This window comes from Streptococcus mitis, from assembly GCF_901542415.1.
GTDB classification, from domain to species: domain Bacteria; phylum Bacillota; class Bacilli; order Lactobacillales; family Streptococcaceae; genus Streptococcus; species Streptococcus mitis_BL.
In genome coordinates this window covers 224,780-247,199 of record NZ_CABEHV010000004.1, presented here as the reverse complement: position 1 = coordinate 247,199, position 22,420 = coordinate 224,780, and the positions used below count along the sequence as shown (strand labels likewise).

Below are 22,420 nucleotides of genomic sequence, written 5' to 3'. Positions count from 1 at the left end.
TCACCTCTTAAAATCCCATTTTTTCAGCTTTTGCAATCACATCTTCGATAGAACCAACCCCACGGAAGGCATCTTCTGGCAAGTGGTCGTGTTTACCATCAAGGATTTCCTTAAAGCCACGAACAGTTTCAGCAACTGGAACATAAGAACCTGGCTGACCAGTGAATTGTTCCGCAACGTTGAAGTTTTGTGACAAGAAGAACTGGATACGACGGGCACGAGCAACCAAGGTCTTTTCTTCATCAGAAAGCTCATCCATACCAAGGATAGCAATGATATCTTGCAATTCATGGTAACGTTGAAGAACGCGTTTTACTTCAGCAGCAACTGCATAGTGCTCTTCTCCAACGATTTCAGGTGCCAAGGCACGTGAGCTTGAAGCAAGTGGGTCAACGGCTGGGTAGATACCCAATTGTACCAACTTACGTTCCAAGTTAGTTGTTGAGTCCAAATGAGCGAAGGCTGTTGCTGGCGCTGGGTCAGTATAGTCATCCGCTGGCACATAGATAGCCTGGATAGAGGTTACAGAACCCTTTTTAGTTGATGTAATACGCTCTTGCAATTGACCCATTTCCGTAGCAAGTGTTGGTTGGTAACCAACGGCTGATGGCATACGACCCAAAAGGGCAGATACTTCTGAACCAGCCTGAGTGAAACGGAAGATATTATCGATAAAGAGAAGCACGTCTTGGCCTTCCACATCACGGAAGTATTCAGCGATTGTCAAACCAGTAAGGGCAACACGCATACGTGCTCCTGGTGGCTCATTCATCTGACCAAATACCATGGCTGTTTTCTCGATAACGCCTGATTCTTTCATTTCCCAGTAAAGGTCGTTCCCCTCACGAGTACGTTCCCCAACACCGGTAAATACTGAAATACCACCGTGTTCTTGGGCAATGTTGTGAATCAATTCTTGGATTAAGACGGTTTTACCAACTCCGGCACCACCGAAAAGTCCAACTTTACCACCTTTAAGGTAAGGGGCAAGAAGGTCGATAACCTTAATCCCTGTTTCAAGGATTTCAGAAGAGGTAGACAACTCATCAAAAGTTGGAGCTTTCTTATGAATTGGCTGACGCTCTGCGTCTTCTGTAAAAGGAGCTTCCAAGTCAATGGTGTCTCCCAAAACATTGAAGACACGTCCCAAAGTTTCTTTACCTACTGGTACAGAGATTGGACGACCTGTGTCCAATACTTCCATTCCACGAGTCAAACCATCTGTTGATTCCATGGCGATAGTACGGACCATACCATCTCCCAACTCCAAGGCTACTTCAAGGACGATTTTTGTTTTTATTTCGTCATTTTTGTAGACGACAAGTGCATTGTTAATCTCAGGAAGTTTTTCCCCTGCTGCAAACAAGACGTCTACAACGGGACCGATAACCTGAGCAATTTTACCTGAACTCATCTCCTTCTCCTATTCTATATAAGATACTGTCGGTTCCTAGTTCAACTAGGTCCTAATACTCTTCGAAAATCAAATTCAAACCACATCAGCGTCGCCTTACCGTACTCAAGTACAGCCTGCGGCTAGCTTCCTACTTTGCTCTTTGATTTTCATTGAGTATAAGTTCATTTTCATACGAGCTGGACTAGAGCCTATTCTAAGGCACTAGCTCCTGCTACGATTTCTGTAATTTCTTGTGTAATCGCCGCCTGTCTGGCACGGTTATACTGAATTGTCAAATCATTAATGACTTTCTTAGCATTATCTGTCGCTGTTTGCATGGCTGTCATACCCGCAGCATTTTCAGCTGTCTTAGCGTCGATAATAGCACCATAAATCATACTTTCTGCAAACTGAGGCAACAACTGCTCCAAAATTTCTTCTCGGCTAGTTTCCAATTCAAAGGTCAAGCTGTAACTGTCATCCGCTTCATTTGGATCCAAGTCAACAATTGGAAGCATTTGTTCCACACGCATTTGACTGGTTAGCGTATTGACATGGTGGTTGTAGCAGACATAGAGTTCATCAAATAGTTCATTTTGGTACATTTCAACAGTTTTTGAAATAATCTTACGGACTTCATCAAAGCTTGGTTGATCTGCCAAGCCACGTAGTTCATAAAGTGGTTGAATACCACGAGCCTTAAAGAAATCAGCTCCCATTCCACCGATACAGATCATTTCAAAACCTTGACCATCTGGATGGTATTCTTCCTTCAACTCCATAACGGCTTTCAGAATAGAAGAATTATAACCTCCAACCAAACCGCGATCTGAAGTAATGACGATATAGCCTGTCTTCTTCACAGGACGGCTAATCAACATCGGATTGGTTGAACCACCAGCTCCATTACCATGAAGAATATCTGTCAAAAGTTTACGCACTTTCTGAGCATAAACTTGGAAGTTACGAGCTGCTTCTTCAGAGCGTCCTAGCTTAGCAGCCGATACCATTTGCATGGCATTAGTGATTTGACTCGTATTTTTTGTTGAGGCGATTTTTGTTTTAATATCATTTAGAGATACTGCCATCTGACACCTCTATTCTTATTGGAAGCTGGTTTGATTGAGAAACTCTGTAATCGCAGCATCCAAGACTGCTTCTTCTGGCAAGTCTTTTGTATCACGAATGGTTTCCAAAATCTCTGGATGTTGAGCGTCAAAGAAGGCATGGAACTCTTCCTCGAAACGAACAATATCATCTACTGGAACAGTATCCAAGAAACCATGTGTCAAAGCATAGAGAATGGTTACTTGTTTCTCAACAGGTAATGGCTTGTGAACAGGTTGTTTCAAGACCTCAACGGTACGACGTCCACGGTTCAATTTAGCCTGTGTTGCCGCATCTAAGTCAGAACCAAACTTAGTGAAGGCTTCCAACTCACGGTATGAAGCAAGGTCGATACGAAGTGTACCAGCAACCTTCTTCATGGCTTTGATTTGTGCAGAACCACCTACACGAGATACAGATGAACCCGCATCGATGGCTGGACGAATACCTGCATTGAAAAGACCATCACCAAGGAAGATTTGTCCATCAGTGATTGAAATCACGTTGGTTGCGATATAGGCTGAGATATCTCCTGCTTGTGTCTCGATAAATGGTAGGGCTGTAATTGATCCACCCCCAAGCTCATCAGATACTTTAGCTGAGCGCTCAAGCAAACGGCTGTGAAGGTAGAAAACATCCCCTGGGAAGGCCTCACGACCTGGAGGACGACGAAGTAAGAGAGACAGTTCACGATAAGCCACCGCTTGTTTTGAAAGATCATCATAAACGATCAAAACATGCTTCCCTTGGTACATAAATTCTTCCGCCATGGCAACCCCAGCATAAGGAGCTAGGAAAAGCAATGGAGATGGTTGTGAAGCAGAGGCTGTCACAACGATTGTGTAGTCCAAGGCACCGTACTGACGTAGTGTTTCTACTTGCGTACGAACTGTTGATTCTTTTTGTCCAATCGCAACATAGATACAGATCATATCTTGACCTTTCTGGTTCAAGATTGTATCAATCGCAATGGTTGTTTTCCCTGTCTGACGGTCACCGATAATCAACTCACGTTGACCACGACCAATCGGTACAAGGGCGTCAATAGCTTTCAAACCAGTTTGCAATGGTTCTGATACAGACTTACGTTGCATAACACCAGGAGCTGGCGCTTCTACTGGACGAGTTTTATCAGTGTGGATTTCTCCAAGACCGTCAACTGGACGACCAAGCGGATCCACAACACGACCAATCAGACTTTCACCTACTGGGACTTCCATGATTTTACCTGTACGGCGGATTGTATCGCCTTCACGGATATCTGTAAAGTCACCTAGGATGATAATACCAACGTCTGTTGACTCCAAGTTTTGAGCCATACCATAAGAGCCGTTTTCAAAAATCAACAACTCTCCACTCATGGCATTTTCAAGGCCGTGAGCACGCGCGATACCGTCCCCGATATAGGTTACAACACCTGTTTCAGTCACATCAAAATTGGGTTTGAAATTTTCAATTTGTTGCTTAATTAAAGCGCTGATTTCTTGTGCGTTAATTGCCAAAAGAACACCACTTTCTATTTCAAATTTTCTTTAACAACTTTAAGTTGTTGTTTAATACTCACATCAATTGTCTTGTGATTGGCAAAAATGACAAAACCACCAATAAGACTTTCATCGATTTGTTCTTTTATACTCCTTACTTTAAGAGACATTTTTTTCTCAATCAAAGGGAGCAAGCGATTCTTCTGTTCATCAGTTAAAGGATGAGCTGACGTAATCGTCACTTCAAATCGATTTGTTTCTTTTTCAAGTCGGTTCAAGCAATCTACAAGAATATCATAAAAAAGATTTGCTCTGTGATTGTAGATAAGAACCTGGATAAAGTTTTGCAATAAAGTCGACACTGAATCTTGGAAGAACGCAATCGTTTTTTCCTTGTCAGACTCGTCTACTGCCACTTTTTTTAAAAAAGAAGGTAAACCTGTTTCTTCAGCAACTTGCTTGATTTGAGCTAAGTCTGAAAATATACGGTCTTCTTCTCCTTTTTCTAAAACCAATTGGACAAAAGGCATGCTGTATTTTTCAATTACCTTTACTGTTTTCTTGTCCATTAAGCTTCTCCTAACTGATCGATATACTGATCAATGAGTTCTTTATGGGCATGACCGTCAAGGTTTTGTGAGATGATTTTACCAGCCAAGCTGATTGTCAAATCTGCTACCTCACCCTTAACGCTTTGTAAAGCTTCAGCTTTATTTTGAGCAATTTCTTGGTTCGCTTTTTCTTTCAAGCGTCCTGCTTCTAGCTTAGCATCTGCTAAAATACTAGCTTTGCTTTTCTCAGCTGTTTCTTTCGCATTCTCAATGATTGTCTTAGCTTCTTTACGGCTACCAGCCAATTCATCTTCGCGTTTCTGAGCCAATACTTCTGCTTTTTGACGTGCTTGTTCAGCTCCGTCAATATCTGCTGCAATTTTTTCTGCTCTTTGTTCGAAAATGCTAGTCAAATTTGACCAAGCGTATTTCTTAACCAAGACTAGCAAGAGAATAAAGGAACCAGCGATTAGTATAAAATCACCAAGTAATTCACCTACTGTTACATTCATAAACTACTCCTTTCTATTCTTCATCATTAATTTTATTTCCTAGGTACATTGAAGATAACAATGTAAATACATATGCTTGTACACAAGAAATAAAAACAGAAAATGCAGTCCAGATTAGATTTGTTCCAAAAGCAATAGGATACCAATAGAAGGCCTGATGAGAAAGTAGGACTAACATACTTGCCATCACTTCCCCTGCAAAGATATTACCAAAGACCCGCAATGCAAGTGAAAGGAGATTGGTAACTTCTTCTAAGAGATTCATTGGTGTCATAAAACCTGGTGTTACAAATGCTTTTAAATACTTTTTGATTCCACGACGACGAATTCCTTCTACGTGAGTCATTAAGATAATTGTAAAAGACAAGACCAAGTCAAATGACAAATTTGCTGTTGGTGAGGTCCAAAGATTTACACCATCTGTAGTCTGAATTCTAGCCATTAAGCCAATATTATTTGCAATGGCCATAAATAGGAATAGACAGAAATAAAAGAGAGAATAATCCTTTATCATTGGACCAAGGTTTGATTTTGTAAATCCAACAACAAAATCAAATAAATACTCTAATACATTTTGTTTTCCTGTGGGTCTCAAAGTCATATTTCGAGTTGCCCAATAAATAAAGCCAAAAATAAGTGCTACAGTCAACAAAGTCAAAACTACTATGGTTAAATTAAAGGTAACAGGACCAATATTGATGGTTGGATTAATACTTTCTTCCATCTAAAATCCTCCCTTTTTCAATTTATACTTCTTTTATTTGATGATAAATGAAAAGACAAGAGTAACAAAGAAAGTACCTTCAATAAAGGCAACCCCTAGGATCATCAAACTACGTAGTTCTGAGATGATATCTGGTTGGCGAGCAACTGATTTCAACAAACCGTTCATCAACATACCTTCACCAAGAGATACACCCATACAGGCAAGACATAGACCGAAAAATGTTAAATTCATGACGAATTCTCCTTTTAATTAAAATTTACTTACTTAGTTTAGTCCTAAAAATTGGATTTGTCAACTTTTTACTAACATTGAAAGCGTTTAATGAAAATTATTTACAATTTTACTATTTTTAAGCCTATTATATAGAAAACTTTGGAAAAAACTTGTAATAAATCCGACCATTATCTAGAGATTTCTGAAAAATATTGAAAAAATCCGAGATGAAATCTCGGATGGAAATTAATATATTTTCTTTAACCTAATGCTCTTTTAGTAAGAAGAATTAAAGGGAAAGCAACCAGAAATCATTCATTTCCTTCATGCTTCTTAAGCTCGAACTGTGACGCTGGTTCCATCTTCCTTATAAAGATTGATAAGACCTTCTTTTAATGCACGAACCATGTCTCCTGCTTGAACAGGTTGAGGCACCTTAATAGTCAAGAGTTCCATTGGATTTGGTGCGCGGTCAATTTTATTGCCTTTAGCATCGTGCAAATCTTCAATATAAGTTTCAAAATGACGGAAACCTGGGCCATAAAACTCAACTTGGTCCCCCTCGTTAATGACATTCCGTTGACGAATGGTTGCTGTTTGTGTCGCATCATCATAAGAAACGACTTCAGCGACAAACTTATACTCAGGAATTTTACGACGAGCACCAAATAACTGCTCATTTTCAGATGGTGTACCGTAGTAGAAACCTGTTGCTAATTCACGTTGGGCAACCTTCCACATCTCGTCCACCAAATCTTGTTTGATAGATTCAAATTTTTCTGGACTTTCTAGATAAGCATCAACAGCCGCCTTGTAGCAGTTGGTTACTGTTGATACGTAGTGAATAGACTTCATACGTCCTTCAATCTTAAGACTGTCTACACCATTTTCAATCATATCTGGAATATGGTCAATCATAGACATATCAACGGCTGACATTGAAAATTCTTCAGGAATTTCACCCTTCAAGCTCTTGCGTTCTTGACCAAATGGCATGTCGTAAAGGTCGTATTTCCAACGACAAGATTGTGAACAACCCCCACGGTTGGCATCACGCATACTCATGTGGTTTGAAAGAGTGCAACGACCAGAGTAAGAAATACACATGGCTCCATGTACAAAAGCTTCAATCTCAACATCTGTACGTTTGCGGATTTCTGCCAATTCTTCCATCGAAACCTCACGCGCCAAAACGACACGCGTCAAGCCCAATTCTTTCCAGAACTCAAGAGTTTCATAGTTAGTGGCACTGGCTTGAGTAGAGAGGTGAATTTCAAGACCCGGTGCTTCAGTCGCTGCAATCATAATCAAGGCTGGGTCAGATACGATAACTGCTGCAATCCCGATATCACGCAGTTTACGGAACCACTCACCAGCACCAGCTTCATTTCCTTCGTGCATAACCATGTTGGCAGCTACATAGACCTTAGCCCCATACTTGGCCGCAAACTGGACACCTTCTTCCATTTGTTCAAAGGTAAAGTTTCCGGCACGGCTGCGAAGACCATAGGCCTGACCACCGATAAAGACAGCGTCTGCTCCATACTGAACAGCCACTTTTAGCTTCTCTAAAGTCCCTGCAGGTGATAATACCTCAGGACGTTTTAATGTTTTTGTCATGTTTTCTCCTATTTGCAATATAAAAGTTTGACGTTTTTCCTTCTCATTTTATAGTAAATAAACCATAAAATCAAGCCTAGACAGATTGTTTTGACAATTCTAATCTTTTAATACTCTTCAAAAATCTCTTCAAACCAGGTCAGCTTCACCTTGGATTATATATTCGTCAGTCTTATCTACAACCTTAAAGTAGTGCTTTGAGCAACCTTCTGCTGCCTTCCTAGCTTGATCTTTGATTTTCATAATGGCTGATAAACTATCGAAAATTCACCCAGTTTTAACAAGTAATCAAAAATCTAGATAAAGTAAAAAACCAGTATTCAAAGATACTGGCTCGTTAAACTACATAAATTAGTCCTTAGATGACTATTCCCACTCAACTGTTGCAGGTGGTTTACTTGTAATATCGTAGACGATGCGGTTAACATGGTCTACTTCGTTTACGATACGTACAGAAATCTTTTGAAGAACTTCCCAAGGAATCTTTGCAAAGTCAGCTGTCATACCATCGATAGAGGTAATAGCACGGATTGCAATCGTGTAGTCATAAGTACGACCGTCACCCATAACCCCAACTGAGCGAACGCCTGTGTTAACAGTGAAATATTGCCAAATATCGCGGTCAAGGCCAGCTTTGGCAATTTCCTCACGCAGAATAGCGTCTGACTCACGAACAGTCTCTAGTTTCTCTTCAGTAATTTCTCCCATGACACGGATAGCAAGGCCTGGTCCTGGGAATGGTTGGCGCCATACGATATGGTCTGGCATACCAAGCTCTGTACCAAGAGCACGAACTTCGTCTTTATAGAGAGTGTTGAGTGGTTCGATCAATTCAAACTGCATGTCTTCTGGAAGACCACCCACGTTGTGGTGTGACTTGATAGTTTGAGCTGTATCTGTACCAGACTCGATAACGTCTGTATATAAGGTACCTTGAGCAAGGAATTTCACATCTTTGAGCTTGCTTGCTTCGTCATCGAATACATACACAAATTCATTACCGATGATTTTACGTTTTTGCTCAGGGTCAGAAACGCCAGCAAGTTTGTCAAGGAAACGTTTAGCAGCGTCTGCTTTGACGATATTCAAACCAAACTTACCACCAAGCATGTCCATAACTTGGTCTGCTTCTCCTTTACGAAGAAGACCGTGGTCTACAAAGATACAGATCAATTGATCGCCAATAGCCTTTTGGAGAAGAACTCCAACTACAGATGAGTCAACTCCACCTGATAGGCCAAGAAGGACACGTTTATCTCCAACTGTTTCACGGATTTTTTTGATCTGCATATCAATAAAGTTATCCATTGACCAATCACCTTTAGCCTTACAAATGTTAAGGGCAAAGTTACGAAGGATATCATTTCCGTATACAGAATGACGAACTTCTGGGTGGAATTGGATACCGTAAATGTGTTTATCTGGGTTTTCGATGGCTGCGTATGGGCAGTCAGCTGATGTACCTGTACGAACAAAGTCAGCAGGAATCTCAGTAACTGCATCACCATGGCTCATCAAAACAGTCTGCTCATCAGGTGTTGATTCAAAAAGAGCTGATGGTGTGTGAGTTAGGGTTGATTGACCATATTCACGATTTCCAGCATCACCTGCAGGAACAACTTTTCCTCCAAGTTTATGGGTCAACAACTGCATACCATAACAGATTCCCAAAATTGGAATTCCAAGTTCGAAAATTTCTGGGTCAATATCGAATGAACCATCTTCGTATACAGAGTTTGGACCACCTGAAAGGATGATTCCTACCGGATTGATTTCACGAACTTCAGCAGCTGAAATTTTATGGCTCTTTAGTTCTGAAAAAACACCAATCTCACGGATACGGCGTGAAATCAGCTGGTTGTATTGGCTACCATAGTCCAATACGATGATTTTTTCTACATCTTGCAAATCAGTTGAAATGTTGCTCATCTTTTTCCTTTCTCAAAAGAAATATCTTTTCTCAATATTCTATCACAAATACTAGTGAATTACCAACTAAACAAGGCGAAGATTGACTTTTTCTTGTTTATTAGGGTACAATAGAGAAAAGATAGAAATGAAGTGAAAAATATGCTACCCGCTTATATGAAAATCCATGATCAGATTAAAAAGGATATTGACGAAAATCGTTGGGCCATTGGTGAGAGACTTCCCAGTGAAAGAGATTTAGCAGAGCAGTTTGAGGTCAGCCGCATGACCCTCCGCCAAGCAATTTCCCTCTTGGTCGAAGAAGGTGTTCTGGAGCGCAGAGTTGGAAGTGGCACCTTTGTGTCTAGTACTCGAGTACAAGAAAAGATGCGAGGAACAACCAGTTTTACTGAAATTGTCAAATCCCAAGGTAAAGTTCCCTCTAGCCAACTCATTTCCTACAGAAAAACCATTCCCAATGAGCAGGAAGTTGCAAAGTTAGGAATTTCTCCAACGGAGAATATTATCCGAATGGAACGGGTTCGCTATGCCGACCAAGTTCCTCTGGTTTATGAAGTTGCTTCTATTCCTGAAAAATTCATTAAGGACTTTAAAAAAGAAGAAATCACAAGTCATTTCTTCCAAACCTTACAAAAACATGGCTACCGTATCGGCAAATCACAGCAGACTATTTATGCGCGCCTTGCTAAAGAAAAAATTGCCCACTATTTAAAAGTTGAAAAAGGACATGCTATTCTTGGGCTGACTCAGGTTTCTTACCTAGAAGATGGGACAGCTTTTGAATACGTAAAAAGTCAGTATGTAGGCGAACGCTTTGAATTTTATCTTGAAAACAATTAGATTACTACACAAAAACTCTCTGTCACGGACAAAGAGTCTTTTTTTATTTTTCTAAAAGTAAATCTTTCAAAGAAATCAGAGTTACAGCAAACAATATCATGACCATACCAAGAAAATCAATTGGATAAAATTGTTCATTCATAATTAGGAAAGCAAAGAAAATCGCAGAGATTGGCTCAATTGAAGCCAACAAACTTGACTTAACTGGTCCAATCAAACTGGCTCCTTTTAGAAAGGCTGTATAGGCAAAGACAGTCCCGATAAGGATAATACCTGCAAAAGCAAGGAGAAAATCAAGACTAGTTGGGATAGCAGTCTGTAGAACTCCTGTAAAAGGAAGGGCGACCAAACCTGCTACGACCATTCCCACACCGATGACCAAGCTGCTCCCCCACTTCTTAATCAAGGCTATGGGCAAAATGATATAAAGTGCGTAAGTCAGAGCAGAAAAGAGACCCCAGAACAGACCTGCAGGTGTCATAGATAACTGGTCCAACTGCCCATGTGTTGCGATCAGGAAGGTTCCTCCGATAGCTAATATGATTGAAATAATCTCTCCCAGTGTTGGCGCCACCTTATCCTTGATACAGCTATAAATCAAAATCCCTACAGGACAAACATACTGAAGCACCGTCGCGGTTCCTGCATTGGTCTCCTGAATAGCAGTTAGATAGGCAAATTGATTGAGGAAGAGGCCAATCAGAGCAAAAATAAGAAGAGACAGCAAACTCTCTCTATCCTTTAAAAAGGCCAGCATTCTATCCTTTGCAGTAGCATAAGCCAAGACCATGAGAATTCCACCAGCGATTAAAAGACGCAAGTTGGTCAAAACCAGAGCCGAAATTCCGTGCGCCATCAGGTATTGGCCACTCGTTCCTGACAGACCCCAAGCAATCCCAGCCACAACTGTTAATAGAATCCCTTTTAAACTATTTGACATGTCTCTCCTTACTCTTCTTTGCGAATCAAGTCCATCACTTGATTGCGGTCTACAATCCATTGAGCCCTCTCATCCTTTTCATAGGTACGGTTCGATAGGAAAATGACCGCTTCTTGCTTCTGACGATTCCACATGATAAAGGTACCTGTATAGCCCGTATGGTCTAGCCATTCTCCTTCCAAATTCCATGCTAAAGAACGTTCCTTGTCATCCAAAGGAGAAAAATTTTGACTCAAATCTCTTGCAAAATCATCTGCTAAATAGTGTTCTAAAAAGATTTGTAAATCCTTTACAGTCGAAAACAAACCAGCACTACCTGCATGTCTGCCCAGGAGACGAGCCTTGGGATCATGTACCAGACCCGCCTCTACACCTCTGACTGTTGGAATAGCAAGCTCAACAGGGCCAAACTTGGTTTCAGCCATTCCCCAAAAATTCCAGACTTGTTCTTGTAAAATTACATCCAGGTCTTGATCAAAAATTCTCTCTAAAATAAAACCTAAAAGCAAAAAGTGGACATCTGAATAAAGAAAGGCTGGCTGACTTCGTCTCTTAAGATGAAACATCGCTTCCTTTAATTCAGGTGCTGTTAAAAGATCACGATTGGGAATAAAAGGATCCAGATTTGTAGCATGGGTTAAGAGCTGGCGAATAGTGATATCTGGATAATCACTCTCATCTAAAAAATCTGTTACAGGTCTATCAATATCTAATTTGCCTTTTTCCCACAAGAAGGTAAAAACGGTGCCAACTCCAACAACCTTACTGACACTGGCTAGGTCATAAACCAGTCCTGGATCAGTATCCAAGCCATGCTCTGGGTCACTCTGTCCTAAATAGAACTCCGTCCATTTATTGCCCTTAAAATACGCAAAAGAGGCTCCGGGATAAATCCCTGCCTCGATTTGTTCTTCTATTTTTTTAATAATCTTGGTCCACTTCATACTTCTTCAAACCACAATTCAACATTATTTCTATCTTTACCAAGGAAGAATTTTTCAGACTTAGGAATAAAATATTCGGTAGACTCAAACTTCTGGCGAAGACTTTCTATATCTAGTTCATTGACTAAGAACTTGAGCATAGATAAGTCCCAAGTAACCGTATTGTCCACAGTCAAATCCTGCCCCTGTGCTGGGATAAAATCAAGTGACGCCCCAATTTCAGATAGTTCCAAGAAACTATCTACATCCGTTGGGAGGTGTAATTCCATAGAAATTTCAAATTTACTTAAAGAAATTGACTCCAGATCTGTTTGAAATTCTGGCTTTTCTCCTACTTCTACTAGACTTGCTCTGTCATCTTCCGCATGAATCAAAATCAAATCATCTTCGGGTGAAAAAATCTCAAAAGCGTAGCCATTTTGACCTTTATATAATTGATGAATCGAATCTGTTTTAGCTAATAAGGCCTCGATTTCTAAGGGATTTTCCACCTTGACAATCAATCTAGCTAGTTTTTTTCTTCCCTCTACCTTACGAGTGCGCATACTTGGAGCTTCTTCTAAAACCAGCTTTTCTAAACCTGTTTGATCACCTAGTGACAGAAAGGCTGACTCTTCTAACAAGGCCTTCATGCCAAGGGTTTCTATATAAAATGTTTCATTTAATTTTCTATTATTAACTTTTAAAGTAGGAATAATCCGTACAATCTGATTTACATTCATAAATTCCTCCAACTCTTTTATTTTAAAGGATTTTAGAATTTTTTACAAGAAATTATGCTCAGATTTACCTTTTTTTCGTAAAATTTCATCTAAAAAACCGAGGATTTCCTCGGTTTCAATTTCTTATAGGTAAAGGAATTTGAAGATAGCTACTGCCGCAATTGCTGCTGCGATCGGTGCTACTACTGGTACCCAAGAATACCACCATTTTGAATCACCTTTGTGCTCACCAAGAACTGATTTTGGAAGGAAAGCATGAAGGAGACGTGGTCCCAAGTCACGGGCTGGGTTCAAGGCAGGCCCTGTAGGTCCACCAAGTGATGTTACCAAAGCCATAACAAGGAATCCAAGTGCCAAGTGAGCAATTCCAAGACCTGATGTCATAAATGGCGCTACTTGTTCTTTAGCTTGGTCAAGTGCTGCTGTTACTTGTTCTTGAGGAATGGTTTGACCTTGAGTAGTTGCTTGTGCAACTTGAGCATTAATAGCCGCTTGTGCTTTTGATACTAGTTCAGCACCAAAGAAGTTTTTAGTCATTCCAAGAGCTGCAAAGAAAAGAACAAATGAACCAACAAACTCGTTTACAAAACCGTTAACAGTTGCTGCAAAACGTGATTCTTTTGTACCATTATCCAAACTTGAAATGGTTGAGAAAGTACCCAAAATGTTGTTTGGATTTTCAGTTTTCAAGTAATATGGGCGGTGTGTTGCCACAACCAAGGCTTGACCAAAGATAGCACCCAAAACTTGTGCGATGATATAAGGCGCAACTTGTGCCCAAGGGAAGAGACCGCTGATCGCAAGTCCAAGAGTGAAGGCTGGGTTAATGTGGTTACCTGATACGTTACCAAACATCAAGGCTGGGATCATAACCCCCATACCATAACCAACAGCGATAACGATCCAGCCACTTTGGTGACCTTTCGTACCTTTAAGTTCAACGTTGGCAACTGCACCATTTCCAAGAATGATCAAAATAGCAGTGGCCAAAAATTCAGTGGCATATTTAATTGCCCATGTGAAATCCATTTGATAGATTCTCCTTAAAATTTTTTAGACAATCCTTATTCTATCAATTTTTATATCTTTTAGCAACAGGTTTTCTAAAAGAATATATGGGAAAGCGGTTTTATTTCTCTTATTGAAACAAAAGGATTAAGGAGGTGCATTTCCTTAATCCGAGAGTTCTTATTCTTGACGTTGTCCGAAATCAGCAATCATCTGCTCCATTTCTTGTCGACTCGGAGTTGTCAACATATAAAGGTAATCCCCTTGAAGTTCCGCAAAGGCTGCAGGCATGATTTTTTTCACCTTGAACTGCTGGCTATATTTAGCAAGCAAGTCCTCTTCTGAATAAACATAATGAGCATTTGCACGGCGAGAAGTAGCCAAACAATACTGAGGTTCAAAGTCTGACGCTGGGAACTCTTCCCCTGCTACAATAGCAGCATAGCCACGATAAAGATCCAAAGAATGAGCAAAGTTATAAACATCAATAGTGAAACCACCTGCAGGCCGGTTATTGTACTCAATGGCGATGTAATCATCCCCTTCACGGAAGAACTCGATATGGAAGAACCGTTCTTTCATACCAAATTCCTTGACAATGGCCTCACCATATTTACGTAATTTGGGATCCATATCCTTGAGCACATAGTAGGAATTGTCCATCTTGTAAATCATGAGATCCAGCGGTGTATAGGCGTAGTCGAAGGTCGTTGAAAAAACAATCTTTCCATCCTTACCCACTAGACCATCAAAGGTACAAATTTCGCTAGAAGTAACAAATTTCTCAAAGAAATAAACAGTTGAATGATCCCACTCAGACTTGAAGTGATTGATATCATCTTCTGTCTCAAGTTTAAAGGTTGCGGCTGCTCCCACTCCATTATCAGGTTTGGCAATCATTGGAAGACCGATTTCATTCACTGCTTGATCCACATCTGCTTCTGTCTGGATAACAGCGCCTGGTACCACGGGGACACCTGCTTTTTTGAAGAGTTTCTTCATTTCAGACTTAAATTTCGTCTTTTTGAGATCCTCTGGTTTGGCACCAAAGACATTGAATTGTTCCCTGAGTGTTGCATCCAGCTCAAGCCAGTATTCATTGTGGGATTCAATACGGTCTATCGGGCCATGTTTATAAAAGAGAAAAGCAACCGCTCTCTTGACTTCATCTATATTTTCAAGATTGTCCACACGGAAATACTCGGTCAGGCTATTGCGTAAAGGTTCATCCAATTGCTCGTATGGTTCTTGGCCAATCCCCAAGACTGTGATACCTTTATTGGCTAGCTCAATGGTAAACTGTTGAAAGTTTTGCGGATAGTAGGGAGAAATAACAAGGTAATTCATAGGTAACTCCTTTTATAAATAGAGATTTCCAAGGAAATAAGGCATTTGTTTGCGCCACCATTCCCAGTCGTGGGCGACATCGTGTCCCCATTCAGCAAACCAGGCTGGAATTTGTTTCTGGTCAAAGGCTTCTTTGAGCTTGTAAAAGGATGGTAGACCGTCTTGTTCCCAGGCACCAAGACCCGTACACAGCACAATCTCTGCCTGACGATAACGGTCAATAAACCAGCCGTCGTTCTGGTTCCAGATATAATCTACTGGCGAGTTTTGGTAAATAGCATCGTCATTGTAGTAATCGCCGACAAAGAAACGTGCGTCGTAAACACCACTGAGAGCAATCACCTTGGTAAAGACATCTGGATGTTGGAGGAAAAAGTTGACTGCATGGTAGGCGCCCATGGAGCAACCTGTCGTCATCATACCATCAAACCAACCTGTCTTGTGCTTGATAAAAGGAATAGCCTCCTCAATCACATAACGCTCGTAGGCACGGTGCATCTCTGCTTGGTCATGACCATTTTTCCAAGTGGCCAACCAGCTCTCACTATCTACACTGGATAGGGTAAAGAACTGAACACGGCCTTCCTCGATAAAAGAAGCACAAGCATCAATCATGCCAAAATCATAGTATTCATTGTGACTACCACCTGATGAAGCAAAGACCACAACTGGAATCCCTGCATGTCCATAACGATTAAGGTACATTTCACGGTTAAGATTGCCACTCCAGTGGCTAAGGTTTTCAATATGCATTGGCTTTCTCCTTTTCTAACTTACCATTTCTCTGCAAAAAATCTCAGACAGTCTGGTAAATTCTCCGACCAAGGGATTTCACTATGGATGGCACCAGATTGAACTTTCAAGACAAGATTATCTAAGTGTACCCCACCTGCTATCAAATCATGGTAATACCGAAGAGACGAATCGATATAGGCTTGTTTGATATTACCAGCCATCAGGGTCTTGTCCGTATCATCTGCTTCTTCAGTTCCAACATAGATAAAGATACGCTGGTCAGGCGATAGTTTCTTGCGTTCAATATAGCGATTAAAGGCTTCTTGATGGAGCCAGTTGGCAGATGAAAAGACGCCCAAGCAACCAATTTGGTCTTGGTATTCCAAACCGATAAACTGGGTAATATTGCCTCCTAGTGAAGACCCAATCATAGCCGTATGCTGGCAGTCAGCTTTAGTACGGTAGGTCTCATCGATAAATGGCTTGACCACCTCCATAACAAACTCGGCATACTCCACGCCCTTACCGCCAAATTGCTGTCCTGGGATAGGAGATTCTTGGAACTTCCAAGCCGCATACTCATTCATCCGCCCCATACCATCATTGTCAATGGCGACGACAATCATGCGACTGATATCAGGATTACGCTTAATAGCTGGGATAATCTTCCATGAATGGCCAATGAAAGACTCCTTGCTATAAAAAACATTTTGCCCGTCATGAAAGTAAACAACAGGATAGGAACGATCCGTGTCTTTCTCATAATCTTTAGGAAGCAGAACACGTACACGGCGTTCCTTACCTATATAAGGAACCTTGAGTTTGTGTTCTTTCATTTTTAAATAAAAGTAGGATTGATTCATTGTCAGAAAACTCTCTATATTCAAAATTTTATCTCATTATATCATAAAAATAGAAAAAAAGTCAGTTTTGCTTCCATTTTTGGATTAAAAACTAACTTTTTCATTTAACTTTCTAAATTCTTTTGGATTTTCTGATTAGAGAAGATTGTCAATCAAGTCATCGACTTCATCTTTTTCAGCCTGCGGTGTAATCTCAGTAATCATGATTCCAGCCACTGCTCGCTCAACTAAACCTTCAACATCCATACGAGCTTCATACTGCTCCGCATTCTTAATCTTAGGATTTGTTTTCGGACGATCTGGCGCAAAAATGGTACAACAGTCTTCAAAAGGCTGGATAGAAATTTCAAAGGTGTCAATTTCCTGAGCAATGTCAATGATTTCCAACTTATCCATTGTCACAACTGGACGGATGATGGGAGTGTTGGTAACTGCATTGATAGCCTGCATGCTCTCCAAGGTTTGGCTGGCTACTTGACCTAGGCTTTCCCCATTGATGATAACTAAACCATTTCGTACCTCACGAATACGATCTGTAATCCGCATCATAAAACGACGCGTTAGAGTCATCAAGTAAGCTTCTGGCGCTTTGGCCTTGATTTCCTCTTGAATCTCTGTGAAAGGTACTTCGATAAACTGGATATTTCCCCCAAACTTGGTTAATTTACGGGTCAAATCTTGGGCTTTTTTAAGAGCGCCTGGACTCGTGTAAGGTGGGCTGGCAAAATGAACAGCCTCAATATCCACCCCACGCTTAAGTGCAAGATAACCTGCTACAGGTGAGTCGATCCCTCCTGACAACATGAGCATCCCTTTACCTGAAGTTCCAACTGGCAAACCACCAGCCCCACGAATGGTTTCATAAGAAAGATAGGCTGCTTCTTCACGGATTTCCACCTGAAGATTGATGTCAGGACTTTTCATTTGAGCTTGCACATTTGGAATGGCTTCGAAAACAGCTCCTCCAAGTGTTTGATTGAGTTCACGACTATCCAACTCAAAGTTGTGGTCGCTACGCTTGCCAGAAATTTTAAAGGTCATGCCATCCTTGTAGATGTCCTGCATAATCTCTTGGACAGCAGACTTCAGAACTTCTACAGATTTTTCGACCTTATAAACAGGAGAAAAGTTTTGAATCCCAAAAACTTGTTTGAGTGATTCTGCTACTGCTGTGTAATCTGCTCCATTTAGGTAAGCGTGGGCACGGTCACGATCTGCCGTTACCTTAACTTGGGGATAGATAGACAAAACGTCTGATATATTATTGCGAAGTTTATTGATGAAACGCATACGATTTTTACCCTTGGTTGACAACTCTCCGTAGCGAATCATAATTTCTGAATACTGCATGAATGCTCCTATCTTACTTTTCTAGTTTGATTGTAAATTAATTTTAACTTGGTCAAAAACTGCTCGACCTGACTCATATCATTTTCAAGGTCTAGGCTTAAACGCACAGCTGACTGAGCCTTATCCTTGTCCACTCCCATAGCAATCAGGGTTCCGGCTGGTTTTCCTGCCTTTGACGAACAAGCAGAGGTCGTTGAGATAAAAATATCATAGTCTTCAAAGGCGTGAACGATGACTTCACCACGAACACCCTTGATTCCAAAAGTCAGAATATGAGGGGCAAAGTCTTCCTCATCTGAAAAGACAAAAATATCTGGATAGTCCAGAAGGGCTTGGCGAATCACTGCCTTCATCTGCCCAGTCTTGCTAGTAAAGAAACCTAGCTTTTCCATAGACAAACGGAGAGCCTTGGCTGTCGCTGCAATTCCTGCCACATTTTCAGTTGTTGAACGATAATCACGCTCCTGACCACCACCAGTCAACAGAGGCGTAATCTTCTTGCCAGACTTGATATAGACAAATCCAACACCTCGAACTCCGTGAAACTTGTGACTAGAGAAAGTCGCAAAATCCACTCGTTCTGTCAGATACTTTTCAGTCGGAATCTTGGCAAGTGCCTGAACCGCATCAACGTGGAAGGAAATAGTTGGCTTGTCTGCCAATAGTTCTGAAATAGCTTGAATAGGTTGAATCGAGCCGATTTCATTGTTCACAGCCATGACGGAAACGAGGGTCGTATCAGGTCTTATCAAATCTGATAACGCTTCAACATCTACAAATCCTTTGTTATCAACTGGAGCAAAATCTACTTCAAATCCTTGACTTTTCAACCAGAGGGCTGACTCTTTGACTGCCGGATGTTCAATGGCTGATACAATGATGTGTTTTCCAAACTGAGCCTTTTCAAAGGCCACACCCTTGATAACCCAGTTATCTCCTTCTGTCCCACCAGAAGTAAAGAAGATTTCATCACTTTTCTTACCGATTAAATCTGCAATCTGTTGACGAGAAGCATCTAAGATTCGTGTTGCCTGGTCTCCCAAACGATGGAGACTAGATGGATTTCCTAAAATTTTTGAAGCCACCTGCATATAGGTTTCAAGGGCTTCAGGATAGGGCTTGGTCGTCGCCGAATTATCAAAGTAAATCATGTTTTCTCACGCTTTCTAAAATCACTCCTTCTATTGTATCATGAAACGAAGCTTGCGACAAGAAAGGGCAATTCCTCTTTTTTTAAGATTTTTTTAAAGAAATGAGGTATAATAAATTTTAATTAAAGGAGAGAATGCATGTCTAATTATCGTAGAACTTCAAAACCAAAAACAGAACACATCAAAAAAGGCTTTACAGTCTTTCAAAAAACCGTTGCTACTATCGGTAGTATCCTCGGCTTAATTACCGCAAGTATCACTATCATGAACGCCTTGGATAATAACAAAAATACTAAAAAAGAACCTACGACAAGCCAGACGACAACAATTGTCAAAGAAATTCAAAAGGAATCCCCTCAGGAAAACACCAGCCCTAATAAGGAAAATAACACTACCCAAGAAAAAACACAACAAGAAGAAACGCCAAAATCTAGCGTCAAGGAAGAGAAAAAAGAAGAGCAGAAAGCAGCAACTCAGGAATCTACTACTCCTGCTCCAAGTAAGCCTACTACTGAAAATGAAAAACAGTCCAATACCCCAACTTCGGAAAATAAAACTAATCAATAATCACTAAAATAGCCTCCTTCCAAACTTGGAAAGAAGCTATTTTTTTATTGTTGTAAAACTTTTCTTGGTTTGGTACCTTCAGCTGGGCCAATGACACCTGCCATCTCAAGTTCTTCCATAAGGCGGGTCGCACGGTTAAATCCAACTGACAAACGACGCTGAATCATAGATGCGCTGGCTTTCTGGGTCTCAATGACCAAAGCCTTGGCTTCTTCAAAGAGCGGGTCACCACCAGATTCACCATCTGAAAATTCTCCTTCATTTTCAGAAACCTCACCTGGATCAAAACTCTCATCGTAGTCCGCATCTGCCTGAGCCTTGATAAAGTTTACGATGCTTTCAACATCATCATCCGAGATAAAGGATCCTTGGAGACGAACTGGATGATTTTCATCGATTGGTTTAAAGAGCATATCTCCACGTCCAAGCAGTTTCTCAGCTCCATTTTCATCTAAAATAGTACGGGAGTCTGTTCCTGATGAAACTGCGAAAGCAACACGAGATGGGACATTGGCCTTGATCAGACCAGAAATGACGTCAACGGACGGACGCTGGGTTGCAAGAATCATGTGGATACCTGCAGCACGCGCCTTCTGTCCGAGACGAATGATAGCATCTTCCACTTCCTTGCTGGCTACCATCATAAGGTCAGCCAACTCATCCACAATTACAACAATGAGTGGTAGCGGAACCTGCTTGTACTCAGACTGAGCATTAAACTCTTCTACCTTGGCATTAAAACCTGCAATATTCCGAACTCCCACCTTGGCAAAGAGTTCATAACGATTTTCCATTTCATCCACGACCTTTTGCAAAGCCTTGCTGGCCTTACGTGGATTGGTCACGACTGGAATCAAGAGGTGGGGAATATCATTGTAAACAGACAACTCAACCATCTTGGGATCGACCATCATAAATTTAACTTGGTCAGGTCTCGCCTTCATGAGGATGCTAGCGATAATGCCGTTAACAGCTACTGACTTCCCTGAACCCGTTGAACCTGCAACTAGCAAGTGGGGCATCTTGGAAAGGTCAAAAGCTCTTGCGGTGCCATTAACTGCCTTTCCTAGAGGAATTTCTAAGAGATTTTCTGCTTTCGTTTGAGATTGTTCCCATAGTTCGCGGAAAGAAACTGTCGCAATTTCAGAGTTGGGTACTTCGATTCCGACCAGGGATTTCCCAGGAATTGGTGCTTCAATTCGGACATCCTTGGCTGCCAAGGCTAGAGCGAGGTCATCTGCTAGATTGGAAATGCGGTTAACCCGTACACCGACTGCTGGCTTGACTTCATACTTGGTCACTGACGGCCCAATTTCAGCCCGTTCAACCGTTACCTTGATACCAAAGCTAGCAAAGGTTTCTTCTAGGATTTTGATATTTTCTCGAACAATCTTCTTCTCTTTCGACTGGTCTTTTGGTTTATCTGGGGCAAAGAGTTGTAAGCTTGGAAGTTTATATTCAAGAGCCTCCTTGGCTGAAAAATCAACTTGTACATCTTCATCATCAAAGACCTCCTCATGTTCAGGGAATTCATGTTCAGCTTGAGGCAGGATGATTTCTGGTTCTACCCACTCTTCTTCCGGAACAGATGGAACGTCAAGAACAACATCTTCTGTCAGAATTTCACCCGTTTCCATATCAACAGGAGGCATATCGAGTAAGGCTTTTTCAGCCTCTTCTTTTTCTAATCTAGCCTCTTCCTCAGCCTTTTGGCGAGCTTTTTCTTCTTGTTTAACAAATCGTTCCTCTTTTCGACGCTCATGCCCTTCCCACCATTTGGCAAAGCCTCTACTGAAAAATTCAGCAATATCGTAAACAGACCAAGGACTGACTAGGAGAGCACCCACTAAAATCAAGATAGAACCAATAAAGTAAGTACCGATATTTGAGAAGAGAAAGGCTGTTGGCACATAGAGTCCAACACCAATCAAGCCTCCACCAGCAAAACTGGTCGTTCGAAAACCAGTCAAATCAGTCACAACCTGAGCCATAGTTCCTTTTAAGACCGACTTGTCCAAACCATATTTCCAAACCAAGTAGGCCTCAAAAATCAAGAGTAAGCCAGCAAATATGGTGAAAAATCCTGATAAGAGTCCTTCCTGTTTTCGTATCCACTTGAAGAAGAAGAGATAGAGCAGGATACCAAATATTGCCAAATAAGCTAGGCTACCTACCAGCAAGCGAATTAGATTGTAAAGGGTGATACCTGCAGCCCCTAATTTAAAGGCTGCAAAAATCAATAAAAGGGCGATTCCCAACGAAATCAACATTCGTTGAATCGCTTCTTTTCTTTCGAGTTCTGCTTTAGACGGTCTCCGTCTTGTTTTACTTGTATTCTTGTTTGCCATTCTTCTATTATACCATATTTCACAGGCATTTCGGAAAGAGAAAAAGACTGCACCAAACGGTACAAT

The 22,420-nt window shown here is 41.1% G+C and carries 21 protein-coding genes; 2 read left to right on the top strand and 19 right to left on the bottom strand.

The window, feature by feature from the left end:
• Nucleotides 1-7 precede the first annotated feature (7 nt).
• The 9 genes from atpD to guaA form a co-directional block, all read right to left on the bottom strand.
• Complete coding sequence (gene atpD, locus FQT24_RS01540) at nt 8-1,414, bottom strand: F0F1 ATP synthase subunit beta (RefSeq protein ID WP_084926883.1); 1,407 nt, start codon at nt 1,412-1,414, stop codon at nt 8-10.
• Between the two features lie 191 nt (nt 1,415-1,605).
• Entirely contained in the window at nt 1,606-2,484 is an 879-nt protein-coding gene (locus FQT24_RS01530) for a F0F1 ATP synthase subunit gamma (RefSeq protein WP_143951973.1), read from the bottom strand.
• Nucleotides 2,485-2,499: 15 nt separating this feature from the next.
• Nucleotides 2,500-4,005 (bottom strand): F0F1 ATP synthase subunit alpha, encoded by a 1,506-nt coding sequence (atpA, locus tag FQT24_RS01525; RefSeq protein WP_000996629.1) that lies wholly within the window; start codon nt 4,003-4,005, stop codon nt 2,500-2,502.
• 14 nt (nt 4,006-4,019) lie between these two features.
• Entirely contained in the window at nt 4,020-4,556 is a 537-nt protein-coding gene (locus tag FQT24_RS01520) for a F0F1 ATP synthase subunit delta (protein WP_143951972.1), read from the bottom strand.
• On the bottom strand, nt 4,556-5,050 hold the full coding sequence (atpF, locus tag FQT24_RS01515) for a F0F1 ATP synthase subunit B (protein WP_001103468.1): 495 nt from the start codon (nt 5,048-5,050) through the stop codon (nt 4,556-4,558). The genes FQT24_RS01520 and atpF overlap by 1 nt, the downstream gene beginning before the upstream one ends.
• A gap of 13 nt (nt 5,051-5,063) precedes the next feature.
• Nucleotides 5,064-5,774 (bottom strand): F0F1 ATP synthase subunit A, encoded by a 711-nt coding sequence (atpB, locus tag FQT24_RS01510; RefSeq protein ID WP_000392870.1) that lies wholly within the window; start codon nt 5,772-5,774, stop codon nt 5,064-5,066.
• A 33-nt stretch (nt 5,775-5,807) separates the two neighbouring features.
• Entirely contained in the window at nt 5,808-6,008 is a 201-nt protein-coding gene (locus tag FQT24_RS01505; RefSeq protein ID WP_001054560.1) for a F0F1 ATP synthase subunit C, read from the bottom strand.
• A gap of 315 nt (nt 6,009-6,323) precedes the next feature.
• A complete protein-coding gene (locus tag FQT24_RS01500) occupies nt 6,324-7,610 on the bottom strand; it encodes a peptidase U32 family protein (protein WP_000169104.1) in 1,287 nt (428 codons plus the stop codon).
• A gap of 366 nt (nt 7,611-7,976) precedes the next feature.
• Nucleotides 7,977-9,539, bottom strand: a complete 1,563-nt coding sequence (gene guaA, locus FQT24_RS01495; RefSeq protein WP_000065710.1) for a glutamine-hydrolyzing GMP synthase — start codon at nt 9,537-9,539, stop codon at nt 7,977-7,979.
• Nucleotides 9,540-9,680: 141 nt separating this feature from the next.
• On the opposite strand from guaA, the gene FQT24_RS01490 reads away from it, so the two are divergent.
• Nucleotides 9,681-10,379 (top strand): GntR family transcriptional regulator, encoded by a 699-nt coding sequence (locus FQT24_RS01490; RefSeq protein ID WP_143953007.1) that lies wholly within the window; start codon nt 9,681-9,683, stop codon nt 10,377-10,379.
• Nucleotides 10,380-10,422: 43 nt separating this feature from the next.
• Here FQT24_RS01490 and FQT24_RS01485 read toward each other — a convergent pair whose 3' ends face one another.
• The 9 genes from FQT24_RS01485 to FQT24_RS01445 form a co-directional block, all read right to left on the bottom strand.
• On the bottom strand, nt 10,423-11,319 hold the full coding sequence (locus tag FQT24_RS01485) for a DMT family transporter (protein WP_143951971.1): 897 nt from the start codon (nt 11,317-11,319) through the stop codon (nt 10,423-10,425).
• Nucleotides 11,320-11,327: 8 nt separating this feature from the next.
• A complete protein-coding gene (locus tag FQT24_RS01480; protein ID WP_143951970.1) occupies nt 11,328-12,263 on the bottom strand; it encodes a serine hydrolase domain-containing protein in 936 nt (311 codons plus the stop codon).
• Entirely contained in the window at nt 12,260-12,985 is a 726-nt protein-coding gene (locus FQT24_RS01475; protein WP_143951969.1) for a CppA family protein, read from the bottom strand. Before FQT24_RS01475 ends, FQT24_RS01480 begins: the two co-directional genes overlap by 4 nt.
• 123 nt (nt 12,986-13,108) lie before the next feature.
• Nucleotides 13,109-14,014, bottom strand: coding sequence for an aquaglyceroporin Gla (gla, locus tag FQT24_RS01470; RefSeq protein ID WP_000348095.1), 906 nt, complete (start codon nt 14,012-14,014; stop codon nt 13,109-13,111).
• 159 nt (nt 14,015-14,173) lie between these two features.
• Complete coding sequence (locus tag FQT24_RS01465; protein ID WP_143951968.1) at nt 14,174-15,340, bottom strand: ATP-grasp domain-containing protein; 1,167 nt, start codon at nt 15,338-15,340, stop codon at nt 14,174-14,176.
• A gap of 12 nt (nt 15,341-15,352) precedes the next feature.
• On the bottom strand, nt 15,353-16,093 hold the full coding sequence (locus FQT24_RS01460) for an esterase family protein (RefSeq protein ID WP_000546817.1): 741 nt from the start codon (nt 16,091-16,093) through the stop codon (nt 15,353-15,355).
• 20 nt (nt 16,094-16,113) lie between these two features.
• Nucleotides 16,114-16,938 (bottom strand): alpha/beta hydrolase, encoded by an 825-nt coding sequence (locus FQT24_RS01455; RefSeq protein ID WP_143951967.1) that lies wholly within the window; start codon nt 16,936-16,938, stop codon nt 16,114-16,116.
• Nucleotides 16,939-17,073: 135 nt separating this feature from the next.
• Nucleotides 17,074-18,288, bottom strand: coding sequence for a tRNA uracil 4-sulfurtransferase ThiI (gene thiI, locus FQT24_RS01450; protein ID WP_070527918.1), 1,215 nt, complete (start codon nt 18,286-18,288; stop codon nt 17,074-17,076).
• A gap of 8 nt (nt 18,289-18,296) precedes the next feature.
• The gene (locus tag FQT24_RS01445) at nt 18,297-19,439 is read right to left on the bottom strand and encodes a cysteine desulfurase family protein (RefSeq protein WP_143951966.1); all 1,143 of its coding nucleotides are present in this window, start codon (nt 19,437-19,439) and stop codon (nt 18,297-18,299) included.
• Nucleotides 19,440-19,577: 138 nt separating this feature from the next.
• Here FQT24_RS01445 and FQT24_RS01440 point away from each other — a divergent pair, with 138 nt between their 5' ends.
• On the top strand, nt 19,578-20,006 hold the full coding sequence (locus tag FQT24_RS01440) for a DUF6556 family protein (RefSeq protein WP_143951965.1): 429 nt from the start codon (nt 19,578-19,580) through the stop codon (nt 20,004-20,006).
• Between the two features lie 44 nt (nt 20,007-20,050).
• On the opposite strand, the gene FQT24_RS01435 is transcribed toward FQT24_RS01440, so the two are convergent.
• Nucleotides 20,051-22,354 (bottom strand): DNA translocase FtsK, encoded by a 2,304-nt coding sequence (locus FQT24_RS01435; RefSeq protein WP_084819646.1) that lies wholly within the window; start codon nt 22,352-22,354, stop codon nt 20,051-20,053.
• Between the last annotated feature and the right edge of the window lie 66 nt (nt 22,355-22,420).

What these genes read in the sequence shown, in the direction of transcription:
- FQT24_RS01530 (WP_143951973.1), bottom strand. Translation starts at nt 2,484, where the DNA reads ATGGCAGTATCTCTAAATGATATTAAAACAAAAATCGCCTCAACAAAA.
- FQT24_RS01475 (WP_143951969.1), bottom strand. Translation starts at nt 12,985, where the DNA reads ATGAATGTAAATCAGATTGTACGGATTATTCCTACTTTAAAAGTTAAT.
- atpD (WP_084926883.1), bottom strand. Translation starts at nt 1,414, where the DNA reads ATGAGTTCAGGTAAAATTGCTCAGGTTATCGGTCCCGTTGTAGACGTC.
- gla (WP_000348095.1), bottom strand. Translation starts at nt 14,014, where the DNA reads ATGGATTTCACATGGGCAATTAAATATGCCACTGAATTTTTGGCCACT.
- guaA (WP_000065710.1), bottom strand. Translation starts at nt 9,539, where the DNA reads ATGAGCAACATTTCAACTGATTTGCAAGATGTAGAAAAAATCATCGTA.
- FQT24_RS01435 (WP_084819646.1), bottom strand. Translation starts at nt 22,354, where the DNA reads ATGGCAAACAAGAATACAAGTAAAACAAGACGGAGACCGTCTAAAGCA.
- FQT24_RS01445 (WP_143951966.1), bottom strand. Translation starts at nt 19,439, where the DNA reads ATGATTTACTTTGATAATTCGGCGACGACCAAGCCCTATCCTGAAGCC.
- FQT24_RS01520 (WP_143951972.1), bottom strand. Translation starts at nt 4,556, where the DNA reads ATGGACAAGAAAACAGTAAAGGTAATTGAAAAATACAGCATGCCTTTT.
- FQT24_RS01480 (WP_143951970.1), bottom strand. Translation starts at nt 12,263, where the DNA reads ATGAAGTGGACCAAGATTATTAAAAAAATAGAAGAACAAATCGAGGCA.
- FQT24_RS01465 (WP_143951968.1), bottom strand. Translation starts at nt 15,340, where the DNA reads ATGAATTACCTTGTTATTTCTCCCTACTATCCGCAAAACTTTCAACAG.
- FQT24_RS01460 (WP_000546817.1), bottom strand. Translation starts at nt 16,093, where the DNA reads ATGCATATTGAAAACCTTAGCCACTGGAGTGGCAATCTTAACCGTGAA.
- atpF (WP_001103468.1), bottom strand. Translation starts at nt 5,050, where the DNA reads ATGAATGTAACAGTAGGTGAATTACTTGGTGATTTTATACTAATCGCT.
- FQT24_RS01500 (WP_000169104.1), bottom strand. Translation starts at nt 7,610, where the DNA reads ATGACAAAAACATTAAAACGTCCTGAGGTATTATCACCTGCAGGGACT.
- FQT24_RS01455 (WP_143951967.1), bottom strand. Translation starts at nt 16,938, where the DNA reads ATGAATCAATCCTACTTTTATTTAAAAATGAAAGAACACAAACTCAAG.
- FQT24_RS01490 (WP_143953007.1), top strand. Translation starts at nt 9,681, where the DNA reads ATGCTACCCGCTTATATGAAAATCCATGATCAGATTAAAAAGGATATT.
- thiI (WP_070527918.1), bottom strand. Translation starts at nt 18,288, where the DNA reads ATGCAGTATTCAGAAATTATGATTCGCTACGGAGAGTTGTCAACCAAG.
- atpB (WP_000392870.1), bottom strand. Translation starts at nt 5,774, where the DNA reads ATGGAAGAAAGTATTAATCCAACCATCAATATTGGTCCTGTTACCTTT.
- FQT24_RS01440 (WP_143951965.1), top strand. Translation starts at nt 19,578, where the DNA reads ATGTCTAATTATCGTAGAACTTCAAAACCAAAAACAGAACACATCAAA.
- FQT24_RS01505 (WP_001054560.1), bottom strand. Translation starts at nt 6,008, where the DNA reads ATGAATTTAACATTTTTCGGTCTATGTCTTGCCTGTATGGGTGTATCT.
- FQT24_RS01485 (WP_143951971.1), bottom strand. Translation starts at nt 11,319, where the DNA reads ATGTCAAATAGTTTAAAAGGGATTCTATTAACAGTTGTGGCTGGGATT.